The organism is Psychromonas sp. MME1 (assembly GCF_041080865.1).
Lineage (GTDB): Bacteria > Pseudomonadota > Gammaproteobacteria > Enterobacterales > Psychromonadaceae > Psychromonas.
On sequence record NZ_CP160906.1, the window covers coordinates 2944683 to 2960278 of the forward strand.

Genomic DNA, 15596 nt, shown 5'->3' on the forward strand with positions numbered 1-15596 from the left:
TTAGATAGTCGGTTCTTTGTTAGGGTATTATTACTAAATAGTTAGTAGCGGCAACAGCTTTCTATATTTTCATAGCATTCAATTATGCATATTTCCTAAAAGATAATAAAAAAGCCAGCTTGAGAAGCTGGCTTTTTATTAGTATAAACTTACTTTAAAGTTATTAAATATCTAAATTTTCTACACGTAGTGCATTTTCTTCGATAAATTGACGACGCGGCTCTACATTATCACCCATTAGAGTCGAGAATAGTTGATCTGCACCCACAGCATCTTCTATTGTCACTTGTAACATATGGCGTGTATTTGGATCCATCGTTGTATCACATAGCTGGTCTGGATTCATTTCACCTAGTCCTTTATATCGTTGGATGTATAAACCACGCTTAGACTCATTCATGAGCCAGTTAACAGCATCAATAAAATTACTAACTTCTTTTGTACGCTCGCCACGCTTGATATAAGCGCCCTCTTCAAGAACATCTGTTATTTCATTCCCGATAGAGACTAAAGAGCTATAACCGTCTGAGCCAAAATATTCTTCATCAAAGGTAAATTTAGTATCTACACCATGTTTACGTACAGTGATGATCACTTTATTTGTTAATTCATCTTCAGAAAGAACAACATCAGCACTATAAATAGTCCCTTGTAAATCTTCACTATTTAACGTTTCAATTAAGTCATTAGCCCAATTAGTTGTATGGGTCTTATCGGAAAGATTATCTACCGTTAATTCTGGTTTATAGATAAGTTTATCTAGAATTTGTACCGGGAAACGACGTTTTAAACGTTCAATCGTATCTTGTACCGCACGGTAACGTTGTATTAAACCTTCAAGTGCGATCCCTGATATTCCTGGTGCTTCAGCATTTACGTGTAAAGAAGAGTTTTCCATTGCTAATGTGGTTAAATATTTTTGTAACTCAAATTCATCTTTAACGTAAGTTTCTTGCTTACCTCTTTTGACTTTATAGAGAGGCGGTTGTGCAATATAGATATAACCATGTTCGATAAGTTCTGGCATTTGACGATAAAAGAAAGTCAGTAGCAATGTACGAATATGCGAACCATCAACATCGGCATCGGTCATAATTATTATGCGATGGTAACGTGTTTTTTCTGGATTATATTCGTCACGGCCAATTCCACAACCTAGCGCAGTAATTAGCGTTGCAACTTCCTGTGAAGATAGCATCTTATCAAAGCGCGCTTTTTCTACATTTAGAATTTTACCTTTAAGCGGTAAAATAGCTTGGTTTTTACGATTTCTTCCCTGCTTAGCGCTGCCGCCAGCAGAATCCCCTTCCACTATGTATAGTTCAGAAAGCGCTGGATCTTTTTCCTGACAATCTGCTAGTTTACCTGGTAAACCAGCTAAATCGAGAGCACCTTTACGACGTGTCATATCACGCGCTTTACGAGCGGCTTCTCGTGCTCTAGCTGCATCAATAATTTTAGCTGTAATTATTTTTGCTTCAGCAGGATTTTCTAGTAAGAATTCTTGTAATTTCTCACTCATTGTACTTTCAACTATCGGACGTACTTCCGATGAAACTAAGCGATCTTTCGTTTGTGATGAGAATTTTGGGTCGGGCACTTTAACAGATATTACTGCTGTTAGGCCTTCGCGTGAGTCACCGCCTTCCGTTGATGTTTTGTTTTTGTTGTTTTTTACTTTAGCAAACTCATTTTCCATGTAATTATTTAGAGTACGAGTTAAGCCTCCACGGAAACCTGTTAAATGAGAACCACCATCACGCTGGGGAATATTATTAGTAAAGCAGTAGATGTTTTCTTGGAAACCATCATTCCACTGCATTGCTACTTCAACGCTTATATTGTCTTCACCTTCAACGGCAAAGTGAAATATTTTTTGGTGAACAGGGGTTTTATTTTTATTTAAAAATTCGATGAAAGATTTAATACCACCTTCGTAACAAAAGTGATCCGATTTATCTTCTTCGCGTTTATCAATTAATTTAATTGAAACTCCCGAGTTTAAAAAAGAGAGTTCGCGCAATTTTTTAGCTAGAATATCATAGTGAAAAAGAACATCTGAAAAAGTCTCTTTACTTGGCCAAAAACGAATTTCAGTCCCCGTTTGTTCAGAGTCACCAATGATGGCCAATGGTGCTTCTGGTACGCCATTGTTATATGTTTGTTGATGTATTTTGCCACTTCGTTTTACTGTCAAACGTAGTTTGCTAGAAAGTGCGTTTACAACAGAGACACCAACACCATGTAAACCACCCGATACTTTATAAGAATTATCGTCAAACTTACCGCCAGCATGCAATACCGTCATGATCACTTCGGCTGCAGAAACCCCCTCTTCTTTATGGATATCTACTGGTATTCCACGACCATTATCACGCACAGAAACACTGCCGTCAGTATGGATAGTTGTAATGATGTCACTACAATGGCCAGCTAACGCTTCATCTATAGAGTTATCCAGTATTTCAAATACCATGTGGTGTAAACCAGTACCATCATCAGTATCGCCAATATACATACCAGGACGCTTTCGTACCGCATCTAACCCTTTTAGTACTTTTATATTTGACGAATCATAACTATTTTCAGCCATAATACTTTCACCTATTTTACTGTAATCTTGCCATGTTCCACGTGAAACATGGTGCGTTGATGTCCAAACAAAGTCTCAATGTTATCTTTTTCTATAACAGAAACAAAGAGTTGAGCATCGGAATTGCTAATGTGTTTTGCTAATATAGATTGTTTGGCCTGATCTAACTCAGAACTAAAATCATCGATTAAAAAAACACACTGTTTATTATTCATTGAGTTTAAAAATAATCCTTGTGCAAGGCGCAAGGCGTAAACAAATAGTTTTAGCTGCCCTCTTGATAAAACATCACTAACGGGTAGCTTATTTATTTTAAATCTTAAATCAGCCTTTTGCGGACCAGCTGTTGTATAGCCAAGCTGTTTGTCGCGCATAAAATTATCTGCTAAATAATTTTGCAGTGACTTATTGTTTTTATCCCACCCACAAAAGAATTGGCTGCTAATAGTAAAGTCAGGCAAAAAGTCTTTAAGGGTTGTTTCCACTAGTGGCATCAACAGATTAAAATAAGCTTCTCTCTGTACTGTCAGCAGCTCACTTAAATGACAAAGCTCATTATCCCATACTTGTAGCTCTTTGTAAGTCTTACATTGCTTTAAAGCGGCATTACGCTGCTTTAATAGTCGCTTTATGCGAGCCCAGTTATGGTAAAAGTGCTGATCATGATAAAAAACGCCCCAGTCTAAGTAAGCTCGTCTATTTTTGGGACTTCCCGATAACAAAGTATGACTTTCTGGTGTGATTAATTGTATGGGTAAATATTGCGTTAACATGGCTAAATTCTTAGCATATATACCATTTATTTTAACGATACTATCGCCATTATGTGATTTTTTTAGCCCTATCGGGGTTAATATATTTTGTTGCTGATTAATTTCACCATATAGGGTAAATTCAGTGGACTCATAATTAATAACACGGTTATTAAGATGAGTGCGAAAAGAACGCCCAAGGCCAAGAAAGTAGATTGCTTCAAGTAGTGATGTTTTACCACTACCATTAGCACCAACAATAATATTAATTTTGTGATTAAAAGTCAGGTTAGCTGAGTGAATATTACGAAACTGATTTATTATCAATTTGTCTAAAGGCATTAACCAAGACTCTTAATTAGTAAATAATATAGGATATTAATAGACTATAAACGCATTGGCATTAGAACATAGAGAGAGTCTTCACTATCAATAGATTCAATTAATGCGCTATGATCAGATGAGCTAAAAGTTATTTTTACCTGATCACTTTTAATTGTATTTAAAACATCCAATACATAACTTACATTAAAGCCAATTTCTAGTTCTGCAGAGTGGTAATTCACATCAATATACTCTTCAGCTTCTTCGCGCTCTGGATTATTTGCGGTTATCTGTAAAAGATTTTCTGAGAGTGTTAAGCGCACGCCTCTAAACTTTTCATTGGACAAAATAGCAGCGCGTGAAAAAGCTTGTTTAAGTGTTTCTCTGCTCGAAATTAACTCTTTATCACCGTTGCGTGGAATAACGCGACGATAATCAGGAAAGCGACCATCTACTAATTTAGTCGTAAAAATAAAGCCATCAATAATTGCACGTAGGTTATTGTGACCAATTTGAATGGTCACATTTGCTTGTTCATCATCCAGCAGCTTAACTAATTCAATCACCCCTTTTCTAGGTACTATTACCGATTGCTCACTAATGGCTTCAGAGAGTGAAATTGAACACGAGGCGAGTCGATGTCCATCCGTTGCAACACTACGTAAAGCTTGACCAGAAGCCTCAAAATACATGCCATTTAGGTAATAACGAACATCTTGGCTAGCCATGGCAAATTGGGTTAGTTCTATCAGTTTTTTAAATTCCGCCTGTGCAACGGTAAACTCTAGCAAACTTTGCCATGATTCTATATTTGGAAAATCGGCTGCAGGTAATGATGATAGTAAGTAACGACTACGTCCAGAGCGTATGGTTACTTTGTTTTCTTTTACTTCAAACGTTATTTCACAAGGGCCTGATAATCCTCTGCAAATATCTAACAATTTACGTGCAGGGACAGTTATTTCACCTTCTTTAGATGGGTGCTCTAGGGGGATTTGTGTAATTAGCTCTACTTCAAGGTCAGTACCCGTAAGACTTAATATATTGTCTTTTACAACAATAAGTATATTACCCATTATAGGTAAAGCCGGACGCCCTCCTGCAACTGAACTAACGACTAACTGTAATGGGCGGAGAAATGCGTCTCTAGAAATGGTAAACAGCATAATATAAATAACCTTGTAGCAATTACATTGAAAGTGTACGGATCAGGATTTTATAATCTTCTTGAATATCATTATTTTCACGGCGTAATTCAGCTACCTTACGACAAGCATGTAAAACCGTAGTGTGATCACGTCCACCAAATGCTTCGCCAATTTCAGGCAAGCTATGTTGGGTTAATTCTTTAGCTAAAGCCATCGCTATTTGTCTAGGACGAGCAACGGTTCGAGTGCGTCTTTTTGATGACATATCTGAGGTTTTTATGCGGTAATGTTCTGCGACGACCTTTTGAATATTATCAATAGTTGTCTGTTTGGTGTGTACCGCTAACATATCACGCAGCGCATCCTGTACTAAAGATATCGTAATATCTTGTCCTGTAAATTGTGCTTTTGCTGAAATATTTGCAATCGCCCCTTCTAATACGCGAACATCGGTAATGGTTAGACGTTTGGCAATAAAGAAAGCAACATCATCGGGTAATTTTAAGCCGCGCTCTTCTGCTTTAGTTATTAATATCGCAACACGGGTTTCTAATTCCGGTGGATCGATGGGGATAGATAATCCCCAACCAAAACGAGTACGCAGTCGTTCATCAATGCCTTCAATCTCTTTTGGAAAACGGTCACTGGTTAATATAACTTGCTGATGTGCATCGAGCATCGAATTGAAAGTTTGAAATAGTACTTCTTGAGAACGATCTTTACCGGCAAAAAAATGAATATCATCAATTAATAGTGCATCAAGTGATGCGTAGTATTCTTTGAACTGTTCGATAGTATTGTTGCGGATTGCATTGATCATATCCTGCACAAAACGTTCTGAGCGAATATAGACCACTTTGCTTTCTGGATTTTCTGCCAGAATCGCATTACCTACAGCATGTAAAAGATGGGTTTTCCCTAATCCTGGATGGGCATATAAGAACAGAGGATTGTAAACATCACCGGGATTTTCTGCTATTTGCTTTGTTGTTGCGAGGGCAAAGTTATTCGATTTACCCTCAACAAAATTTTCAAAAGTATATTTTTTAATTAAATTACTTTTGTGCGCGACACTGTTCGCTTTACTTTCACCTTCCCACGGCTGGTTGTCATTATTGACAACGGCGCTACTTTTTTGTGGTTCATCTGCATTTGCTGTACCGACCAGTAAGCGAATTTTAATTGTTTGCTTTGGATTTTCTTGATGAGCAAGTTGTTGAACTTTGCTTTCAATAATATCCATGTATTTATTACGTACCCATTCACTTGTGTATTTGTTGGGAGAGTAGAGAGAAAGCGTTGAATCTTTGAAATTTGCTTGTAACGGTCGCAACCAAGTACTGAAGTCACCCATTGACAGTTCGTCTTTTAATTGTGCTAAGCACTCTTGCCAAATTTCGAGGGACATCGTTCACTCCAGTAATTTATTTTCGGGCGCATAATTCTACCGATAAGATCGCTTTTTCGCCACAAGATCTAGTAATAAATAAATAAAAAAGATCCTTGTATTTATACTCGTTAGGTGCAACTAAATTCAATTTAGCAATATTAAGCCTAGATGAGAGAAGGATATAGGTATTAAGTCGTTCATGATCCCAGGCACAATAAATAAAATAAGCAAAGATCATTGATAGATCCTTGCTTATTAATCACGCTTCTATATAATCCCCACACCCTGACTTTTGAGTCTGGATCACAGTTTAAATTAATCGATATTAAGCTAACGCTTTTATGGAAAACGATTTAATCTGCTTGAAAGAAGCATCTCTGATTGACTTTTGGTCGATCAATACATAGAATTCGCTCTCTTTTTAATCGGCTAACTCTTTTTCTTTATTATTTATGATTTGCTCATTGAGCGATTTACCAATAATAAGCTAAAAATAGTGGCTACTGTACAGTACTTAACTAATAAGTGGAAAAGAGCATGAAACGTACTTTTCAACCTAGCAACATTAAGCGTAAGCGTTCACACGGCTTCAGAACTCGTATGGCGACTAAAAATGGTCGTAACGTACTAGCTCGTCGTCGTGCTAAAGGCCGCGCAAGCTTAAGCGCATAATCTACCAGACGTGGTAAATTATTCGTTTTCTCGGGAGTTACGTCTGTTAACTCCCGATGATTTTCAACCTGTATTTAAAAATGCTATCCCAGCAGTTTCACCGCACCTCACTCTTCTTGCCCGAAAAAATACATTAGATCACCCTCGTATAGGAATGGCTATTCCTAAAAAGCATATTAAACGTGCTGTAGGCCGTAATCGTATTCGTCGCATTATAAGAGAACAATTCCGTCATCAACAACAGCAACTGCCTGCAATTGATATTGTGGTTATTGCTAAAGCGGGTATTGCTGATTTATCAAATCAAGAAATTAATAAAATTTTGGATAAATTATGGCGAAAATTAGTACAGCGTTGCAGTGGATAATTATTAAATTTATTCGATTTTATCAAATAGCAATCAGTCCGATGATTGGGCCCCGTTGCCGTTTTACGCCAAGTTGCTCTCATTATGCGATCGAAGCGATAAAATTGCATGGAATAATAAAAGGATGTTGGCTAGCTGCTTCGCGTCTTATAAAATGTCAGCCTTTAAGTGAAGGTGGTTACGATCCTGTGCCTACTTGTTGTGTTAATAAAAATAAACCTAAATAAAAGAGATTAATAAACGTTATGGAATCCCAACGCAATTTACTTTTACTCGCTTTGCTATTCGTGAGCTTTTTGCTTTATCAGGCATGGGAAATTAAAAGAACCCACCTGTTGCACAAACTCAAACAGTAGAACAGGCAAATAATAACGCCTCTTCAGTGCCATCAAGTAATAATTTTAGCGCAGATGTTCCAGCATCGGCTCAATTATCAACTGATAGCGAAGTGCCTAGCGAAGATATGAGCAGCCAAACGGTCGTTATCGAAAATGATACGTTACGTTTAGATATCTCTCTACGTGGGGGGGATATTACCTCTGCAGATTTGTTAGATTATAATGCACAACTTCATTCGATTGAGCCGTTTCGTTTACTTGAAGATAGCAATGATTTCACCTACATTGCACAAAGTGGGTTGATTGGGCAAGGTCCCGATGCAAGCAAAAAAGGGCGACCAGTTTATCGAGCTGAAAAGCCTCAAGCTACCCTTGCTGATGGTGCGGATAGCGTATCGACAGCATTAAGCTTTGTCGATGAAAATGGTAACAAGTTTACTAAAATATTCACGCTAAAACGTGGCGAATATGTGGTTAATGTTACCTACAAAATAGAAAACAATACTGCTGAGCCATTAAATGTTCAATTATATGGACAATTAAAAGAGAGCCTTCACGATTCAGGTACCAATTTAATGATGCCTGTGTACCGAGGTGGCGCTTATTCGACAGCAGAAACACGTTATAAAAAATATAGTTTTGATGACATGAAAGACGTCGCGCTTAGTCAAACTACACAAGGTGGTTGGGTTGGCATGTTACAACACTATTTTGTAGCGGCTTGGATCCCCTCTCCGACAGATAGCAACCAACTATACAGTGCCATTATTCAGAATAAAGATGCAGCAATCGGTTTTAAAGCGCCACTGAAAACGATTGATGCAAATAGTGTTGCTGAGATTAAAGCAAACCTATGGGTTGGTCCAAAATTACAAAAAGAGATGGCTAAAACAGCAGAAAATCTTGATTTAAGTGTTGATTATGGTTGGTTATGGTTTATTGCCCAACCGTTATTTAAACTGCTACTTTTCTTCCAAAGCATTGTTGGTAACTGGGGTATTGCCATTATATTAATTACCTTTACGGTAAAAGGCGCACTTTATCCACTAACTAAAGCGCAATATACTTCAATGGCTAAAATGCGTCTTTTACAACCAAAGATTCAAGCCTTACGTGATCGCTATGGAGAAGACCGCCAGAAAGTATCTAAAGCGATGATGGAACTTTATAAGGAAGAGAAGGTTAACCCGCTTGGTGGTTGTTTCCCTATCCTATTACAGATGCCTATTTTCATCGCGTTATACTGGTCATTAATGGAGTCTGTAGAGCTTCGTCATGCACCATTTATGTTGTGGATTCAGGATTTATCAGTACAAGACCCATACTATGTATTACCTATTTTAATGGGAGTTAGTATGTTCTTTATCCAGAAAATGTCACCGAACAGCGTGCAAGATCCTATGCAGCAGAAGATTATGAGATATATGCCTCTGGTATTTACCTTCTTCTTCCTTTGGTTCCCAGCAGGTTTGGTACTTTACTGGTTAGTGAGCAATATTGTCACCTTGATTCAACAAACAATTATCTATCGCAGCTTTGAGAAAAAAGGGCTTAACGAGAAGAAATAGCTTTGTTAATGAGCTAAGGCTAAAATAAAAGGCGACTATTAGAGTCGCCTTTTTTATCTTTATTTTTTGAGGAAAAATCATGATCCAAAATAGTGATACTATTGTTGCTCAAGCGACCGCACCCGGTCGAGGAGGCGTTGGCATTATTCGTATTTCAGGGCCTGATGTCGAAGTGGTTGCTGAAGCTATTTTGGGCAAAATCCCCCGCATTCGATATGCAGAGTATCTTCCTTTTAAAAATCAAAATAATGAGGTTTTGGATGAAGGGATTGCTTTGTTGTTTAAAGCGCCTAACTCATTTACTGGCGAAGATGTTTTAGAGTTACAGGGGCATGGTGGTCCAGTTGTGATGGATATGCTAATCAAGGCTATTTTAACCATCGAAAACATTCGCAGTGCCAAGCCTGGAGAGTTTTCCGAACGAGCCTTCATGAACGATAAGCTCGATTTAGCGCAAGCTGAAGCTATTGCTGACCTGATTGAAGCCACTTCTGAGCAGGCTGCTAAAAGCGCCCTACACTCTCTACAGGGAGAGTTTTCCGAAAAAATTCATCACTTAGTAGAAAGCCTGATTCATCTGCGTATTTATGTTGAAGCCTCCATTGATTTCCCTGAGGAAGAGGTTGATTTTTTAAGCGATGGTAAAATTGCTGCAGATTTACAACAAATAATGGCGAATTTAGATGCTGTACAAGCGCAAGCGAAACAAGGAGCCATTTTACGCGAAGGGATGAAAGTGGTTATTGCTGGGCGACCTAACGCAGGTAAATCAAGCTTACTGAATAATCTAGTGGGCAAAGAGAGCGCAATCGTAACAGATATAGCGGGTACGACTCGTGATGTGATGCGTGAACATATTCATATCGATGGTATGCCATTGCATATTATTGATACGGCAGGTTTGCGTGAAGGTGTGGATGAAGTTGAAAAAATTGGTATTGAACGCGCATGGGATGAGATAAAGAGTGCTGATAGAGTCTTATTTATGCTTGATGCAACGACCACCGATGCCGAAGATCCCCATGAAATATGGCCTGATTTTATTGATAAACTGCCTAAAAATATCGGCTTAACCGTTGTTCGTAATAAAGCCGATTTAACTGGTGAGAGCTTATCTGTAACAGAACATCAGCATCATCCTGTTTATCGAATATCAGCGAAAACCGGCCTTGGCGTTACAGAGCTAAAGGAGCATCTTAAAGAGATTATGGGTTATCAAAGTAATACCGAAGGTGGTTTTATGGCAAGACGCCGTCATTTAGAAGCGATTGATAATGCACAATCCCACTTGCTTGAAGGCAAAGTTCAACTAGAAGAGTATAAAGCCGGTGAGTTATTAGCTGAAGAGCTGCGTTTAGCGCAACAATATTTGAGTGAAATAACCGGCGAATTTACCTCTGATGACTTACTCGGGCGCATCTTTTCAAGCTTTTGTATCGGCAAATAACCACTCTACTTATTGTTATTAGTGCCACTGCTTGTGGTTAAAACTGTATGCATCGTATATTGGCACTTTTTTTCGGATTTTGTATCTTGAAATAGCATGGGTATGGCTGTGAGATATCGACTATAGGCCAATGCGGATATCGTGCTTTTTAACAAGAGATTTAAGATAGAAAGTGGCGAGAAAAAACAATTAACAAATTGAAAATAAAAGGATATTTTGTTTTTATTTGTTTGTTGTCACGAATGATTGTTATTTTTTCCAATTATTTTATTGGAAAAAGGCATATTATTTATTCCGAAGCAGAGATAAAGTTTACGGGATGTAAATAAGTTATCTCAATGCTAAGGATAGTAACAGGATGTTATAACGGATAAATAGGGATTATTTATCTAATCAGGAAGATATAAGGATCAACTACAGGATGTAGTTAGGGAACACCTTCTAGGATTGAAGGTTGATAATAACTGGATTGTTATTATTAGTCAGGATGACAAAGGACACCTCCTTGGATTGGAGATGTAGGGTAAACAGGATTGTTTATCGCATGGATGTATACGGATATCGGCCAAAGGATGGGAAGTGGACGCCTAGATGGGCATAGTCAAAAGGATGTAATGCAAGGAGCATCTACTATCAAGGATTAGATAGGGAGACTAAACTAGGGCAGCTTAGGCTGCCCTTCCTCTTTTTATAAAATAAAAATTTTCACTTTATTATTCATTATACCCATCTTATCTGAGCATGTTTGCCAGCTGCTTACTCGGTACAAATAGCCGAAATTTTTGCTTTTTAAAATCAATTATTTATTCGTTATAAATTTCGTGAAGCGAATAGACCTTTGCATTTCTAATTTTCTCTGTGCCATTTTTTAATCCCCTTTATTCGTGTAAGAGATTGACCATTGCTATTTGCAGATATAGTAAGAATAAAAGAGGTTTAAATGCTAATAAAAACACGAGAATAAAAATAACATATTGATTTTTAATGTTTTTTGTTTTTATTTATTCTTTTAATAGAAATAATCTTATTTTCATTGCAGATACCCTTGCATAATAACGTATTATTTATCCCGCAGCAGAGATAAGGTTTACAGGATGTAAATAATTCATCTCTACAGCAAGGATAATAACGGGATGTTATTCATGATAAATAGGGATTATTTGTCTAGTCAGGAAGACGTAATGGATCAGCTACAGGATGTAGTTAGGGAACACCTTCTAAGGATTGAAGGTCAATAATAACGGGATTGTTGTTATTGAGTCAGGATGACAAAAAAGGATACCTCCTAGGATTGGAGTATAGAAGACAAACAGGATTGTTTGTCTGGTCAGGAAGACGCAATGGAGCTGCTACAGGATGTAGTTAGGGAACACCTTCTAAGGATTGAAGGTCGATAATAACGGGATTGTTATTATTGAGTCAGGATGACAAAAAAGGATAGCTCCTAGGATTGGAGATAGATGACAAACAGGATTGTTTGTCTGGTCAGGAATAGACAAAGGATCAGCTACAGGATGTAGTTAGGGACCCCCTTCTTGGATTGAAGGTCGATAATAACGGGATTGTTATTGTTGAGTCAGGATGACAAAAAAGGATGTCTCCTAGGATTGGGAGAGGGATGCCTAGTTTGGCGCAATTAAATGGATGTTCTGCAAGGAGCACTTACTATCAAGGATTTGATGGCAAGATTAAATTAGGGCAGCTTAGGCTGCCCTTCCTCTTTTTATAACTCTGCATTTTCTCTATTTTATTCCCATTAATTGACTTCCACCGATCACAGCTAGTTATCCTTGTAAGAGATCGATTATTGCTATTTACAGATATCCATACTATTTTAATCTATGTATTTGATACCATAAAATTAAGTTATTGAATAATAAACTTTTTTTGAAGTATATTATTATTTGTTTACATTGTTAATTGGGCGCGAGAAACCTTTAATATTCATTTTGCAGCAAAGATTAGGCTTACAGGATGTAAACAATTCATCGCTACAGCAATAATAATCACAGGATGTTATTAAGGATAAATAAAGGTTTATTTATCTAGTCAGGAACACCCTCTTGGTTGAAAGATCTGATCACAAAGAGGGTGATAAATTCAATTTTTATCCCGAGTAGATGTGATTAAAACCTGTACAATACACCGACGGAAAACAGATCAACGTCTTCATCGATATCATACCACTCCCACTCACCGACAATACTGAACTGGTCAGTGAACATGTATTCAGCGCCGAGGCCATACAAAAGGTCGCTGCCATCGTCGTCAATACCAGAAGCAGCATCGCCTCCATCTGCATCCCACATGATCATGCCGAACTTGCCGAACAGGGCAAACTGCTCGCTGAGCGGCAGCGTGCCCTTCGCTGCGACTGTCCACCCGTCTATTTCGGCGCTGACTTTCGAACCGTCTATGTAACCATCGATCTCACCAAAATCCACCCTGGAGGCCTCAAAGGCGAGGTACGAATTCACCCCCCAACCGCCGAAGATCTTCCAGCCGATGTCCTCGTCATCGCAACTGGTGAGACCGCTGCACGCATCGATGGTAGATTGCCCGATGCTCGCACCTGCATAGAAGCCATTCTCTGCGAGGGCATTACCCGTTATGCCCAAAGTCAACAATATTGCGCTTATAAGTTTCGATTGTTTCATTACCTTTTCCTTATGGTGTATAGAAAGCATAAATTTTATCCCCAAGTACATTTGTCCTTACCTGGCCAGTTGCAATACCAATCGGAATAAATAGCTGATATATTTTACTGGTTAAAATAACTTACTTTTTTGTTGTAAGTTTCGCAAAGGGAACAACCATTTGCGTCAACTTACGCCTCAAATTAAGCCATTTTTCCTGCGCAAAATTTAGATCACATACTTAATCCGATTGGTATAACATGCCCATTACTTTGTAAAATTGTTTTCCTATAAATGCTTGTCTCATTAGTAATTAGTGATTAATTGTAATAGGGCACTTTTAATAGCTTAGTCGCGATTTTTTACGATTCAAATAAGTTTTAAAGCGAACAGGCAAGTCGTTAAAATACAATTTCGTACTATTGTGAATATAAACAACGACATTATCGTTTATTTTAATCAGCAATATTGATCAGATATTTATGTGGATTGGTATAATCACGATTGAGGTTAAATATAATCGATATTGACTAGTTTATCCTTGTAAGAGATCGACCATTGTTGTTTGCAGATATCTACACAAATTGCAGTCGTATATGAGATTAAAAAAAGCAAAAAAACAGTTAAAACCTTGAATTTTAAGTTAATTTGTTTTTTGTGTTCATTTCCATGTTGATTATTGTTATTTGTTTCTTCCTATTTTATTAAATAAAGCTTTATTATTCCTTCCGCAGTAGAGACAAGGTTTACAGGATGTAAATAATTCATCACTACCGCAAGGACAATAACAGGATGTTATTAAAGATAAATAAGGATTATTTATCTAATCAGGAAGATTTAAAGGATTGGCTACAGGATGTAGTTAAGGAACACCTTCTAAGGATTGAAGGTTCGATAATAACGGGATAGTTATTATTGAGTCAGGATGACAAAATGGACAACTCCTAGGATTGGAGATGAATGATAGACAGGATTGTTTATCTAAATGGATGTAAAGGGATGAGCCCAAAGGATTGGGGAGTGGATGCCTAGATGGGCAATAGTCAATGGATGCGTCGCTTGGAGCACGGTCTATCACGGAATAGATAGAATGGCTAAATTGGGCAGCTTAGGCTGCCCACCTCTTTTGTCATATATATCTGTAAAATTTACCCGCCTAATTGTGCTTTTAAACTCTCTTCTAATTTTTCATATTTAAACTTAAATCCAGCTTCGATTAATTTTTTAGGTACGACATTGGTGCTTGAAAGTAGTAATTCTTTGCCCATTTCTGCAAACAGTAATCGAACCATAAAGCTAGGTAGTGGGAAACAGTTGGGACGTTTTAATTGTTTTGCTAGCAGATGACTAAATATACTATTGCTAATCGGGTTTGGTGAAACAAAATTAACGGGTCCGTTTAGTGATTCATTATCTATTGTGAATGATATCGCCCTAACCATGTCATGAATATCAATCCAGCTCATTATTTGTTGGCCATTGCCTATTTTCCCACCTAATCCAAATTTAAATACAGGCAGCATTTTCGCTAATGCCCCACCATCTTTACTTATCACTAAACCTGTGCGTAAATTAATGAGACGTGTACCGACACGCTTAATCGCATTGCTACTTTCCTCCCATTGTTGTGCTAATTGGCTAACAAAGTCACCACCCACTGGACTCTCTTCATCTAGCTCTTGCTCTCCTCTGTTGCCATAAAAGCCTATTGCAGAGGCATTAATCCATAACTTAGGGGCAGGTGAACTAATCATGAAATGTTTGACAAGTTTCTCGGTGGTTATAATTCTGCTATCTAATAGTTGTTGTTTTCTTTTTTCTGACCAACGCCCATTGGCAATATTCTCACCCGCTAAGTTAATCACGATATCGGGATGGTTAAATTCATTTAAGCAAAAAGTATCACTTTCTCTATCCCAGTATGGGTGTTCGTTTTGAGCGTGTCGCATCAAACGTCCGACGTTAATCCCCTGCGCTTGTAAAAACGGGACTAAGGCTGAACCAATTAAACCAGATGATCCAGCGATAAGTATTTTCTTGGTAGACATATATCACCTATAAAAAAAAATTAGTTTAGGTAGACATCGGGTGTTAAAACAATCCCTTTGTGTTCTAGCTAAATTAGAGCATAGCACTTTGCCTTGAACTCCATAAAATTAGTTATACCAATCAGAATAAATAGCTGATCTATTTTACGGGTTAAAATGACTTACTTTTTTGTTGTAAGTTTCGCAAAGGGAACAACCATTTGCGTTAACTTACACCTCAACTTACGCCTCAAATTAAGCGATTATTTCTGCGCAAAATTTAGATCACATACTTAATTCGATTGGTATTACACAGCATGCTGTGAAACTTGAA

General features: G+C 37.7%; 10 protein-coding genes and 1 pseudogene. 5 read left to right on the plus strand and 6 right to left on the minus strand.

What is annotated here, in order from left to right; translation table 11 throughout:
• Positions 1-163: 163 nt before the first annotated feature.
• The 4 genes from gyrB to dnaA are packed head-to-tail and all read right to left on the minus strand — an operon-like array spanning position 164 to position 6225.
• A complete protein-coding gene (gene gyrB, locus AB2N10_RS13590; protein ID WP_369433967.1) occupies positions 164-2593 on the minus strand; it encodes a DNA topoisomerase (ATP-hydrolyzing) subunit B in 2430 nt (809 codons plus the stop codon).
• 11 nt (positions 2594-2604) lie between these two features.
• The gene (recF, locus tag AB2N10_RS13595) at positions 2605-3687 is read right to left on the minus strand and encodes a DNA replication/repair protein RecF (RefSeq protein WP_369433968.1); all 1083 of its coding nucleotides are present in this window, start codon (positions 3685-3687) and stop codon (positions 2605-2607) included.
• Between the two features lie 44 nt (positions 3688-3731).
• Entirely contained in the window at positions 3732-4835 is a 1104-nt protein-coding gene (gene dnaN, locus AB2N10_RS13600) for a DNA polymerase III subunit beta (RefSeq protein ID WP_354622898.1), read from the minus strand.
• Between the two features lie 22 nt (positions 4836-4857).
• Positions 4858-6225 (minus strand): chromosomal replication initiator protein DnaA, encoded by a 1368-nt coding sequence (gene dnaA, locus AB2N10_RS13605; RefSeq protein WP_354622899.1) that lies wholly within the window; start codon positions 6223-6225, stop codon positions 4858-4860.
• A 519-nt stretch (positions 6226-6744) separates the two neighbouring features.
• On the opposite strand from dnaA, the gene rpmH reads away from it, so the two are divergent.
• The 5 genes and pseudogenes from rpmH to mnmE all read left to right on the plus strand — a co-directional run bounded on the left by rpmH (position 6745) and on the right by mnmE (position 10599).
• Positions 6745-6879, plus strand: coding sequence for a 50S ribosomal protein L34 (gene rpmH / locus AB2N10_RS13610; protein ID WP_015466401.1), 135 nt, complete (start codon positions 6745-6747; stop codon positions 6877-6879).
• 10 nt (positions 6880-6889) lie between these two features.
• Positions 6890-7246: a ribonuclease P protein component gene (rnpA, locus tag AB2N10_RS13615; protein ID WP_354622900.1), complete on the plus strand. Its 357-nt coding sequence runs from the start codon at positions 6890-6892 to the stop codon at positions 7244-7246.
• The gene (yidD, locus tag AB2N10_RS13620; RefSeq protein WP_354622902.1) at positions 7213-7473 is read left to right on the plus strand and encodes a membrane protein insertion efficiency factor YidD; all 261 of its coding nucleotides are present in this window, start codon (positions 7213-7215) and stop codon (positions 7471-7473) included. The genes rnpA and yidD overlap by 34 nt, the downstream gene beginning before the upstream one ends.
• An 18-nt stretch (positions 7474-7491) precedes the next feature.
• Positions 7492-9152: pseudogene (yidC, locus tag AB2N10_RS13625) on the plus strand (membrane protein insertase YidC).
• Positions 9153-9231: 79 nt separating this feature from the next.
• Positions 9232-10599 carry a tRNA uridine-5-carboxymethylaminomethyl(34) synthesis GTPase MnmE gene (mnmE, locus tag AB2N10_RS13630; RefSeq protein WP_354622904.1) on the plus strand — a complete coding sequence of 456 codons (1368 nt, stop codon included), beginning with the start codon at positions 9232-9234 and terminating at the stop codon, positions 10597-10599.
• Positions 10600-12725: 2126 nt separating this feature from the next.
• Here mnmE and AB2N10_RS13635 read toward each other — a convergent pair.
• Together AB2N10_RS13635 and AB2N10_RS13640 are read right to left on the minus strand one after the other, a co-directional pair.
• Complete coding sequence (locus tag AB2N10_RS13635) at positions 12726-13256, minus strand: outer membrane beta-barrel protein (RefSeq protein ID WP_354622906.1); 531 nt, start codon at positions 13254-13256, stop codon at positions 12726-12728.
• A gap of 1127 nt (positions 13257-14383) precedes the next feature.
• Positions 14384-15283 (minus strand): TIGR01777 family oxidoreductase, encoded by a 900-nt coding sequence (locus AB2N10_RS13640; RefSeq protein WP_369433969.1) that lies wholly within the window; start codon positions 15281-15283, stop codon positions 14384-14386.
• Between the last annotated feature and the right edge of the window lie 313 nt (positions 15284-15596).

Excerpts from the sequence above, each read along its gene's own strand:
- gyrB (WP_369433967.1), bottom strand. The coding sequence starts at position 2,593 with ATGGCTGAAAATAGTTATGATTCGTCAAATATAAAAGTACTAAAAGGG.
- yidD (WP_354622902.1), top strand. The coding sequence starts at position 7,213 with ATGGCGAAAATTAGTACAGCGTTGCAGTGGATAATTATTAAATTTATT.
- rpmH (WP_015466401.1), top strand. The coding sequence starts at position 6,745 with ATGAAACGTACTTTTCAACCTAGCAACATTAAGCGTAAGCGTTCACAC.
- AB2N10_RS13640 (WP_369433969.1), bottom strand. The coding sequence starts at position 15,283 with ATGTCTACCAAGAAAATACTTATCGCTGGATCATCTGGTTTAATTGGT.
- AB2N10_RS13635 (WP_354622906.1), bottom strand. The coding sequence starts at position 13,256 with ATGAAACAATCGAAACTTATAAGCGCAATATTGTTGACTTTGGGCATA.
- dnaA (WP_354622899.1), bottom strand. The coding sequence starts at position 6,225 with ATGTCCCTCGAAATTTGGCAAGAGTGCTTAGCACAATTAAAAGACGAA.
- recF (WP_369433968.1), bottom strand. The coding sequence starts at position 3,687 with ATGCCTTTAGACAAATTGATAATAAATCAGTTTCGTAATATTCACTCA.
- mnmE (WP_354622904.1), top strand. The coding sequence starts at position 9,232 with ATGATCCAAAATAGTGATACTATTGTTGCTCAAGCGACCGCACCCGGT.
- dnaN (WP_354622898.1), bottom strand. The coding sequence starts at position 4,835 with ATGCTGTTTACCATTTCTAGAGACGCATTTCTCCGCCCATTACAGTTA.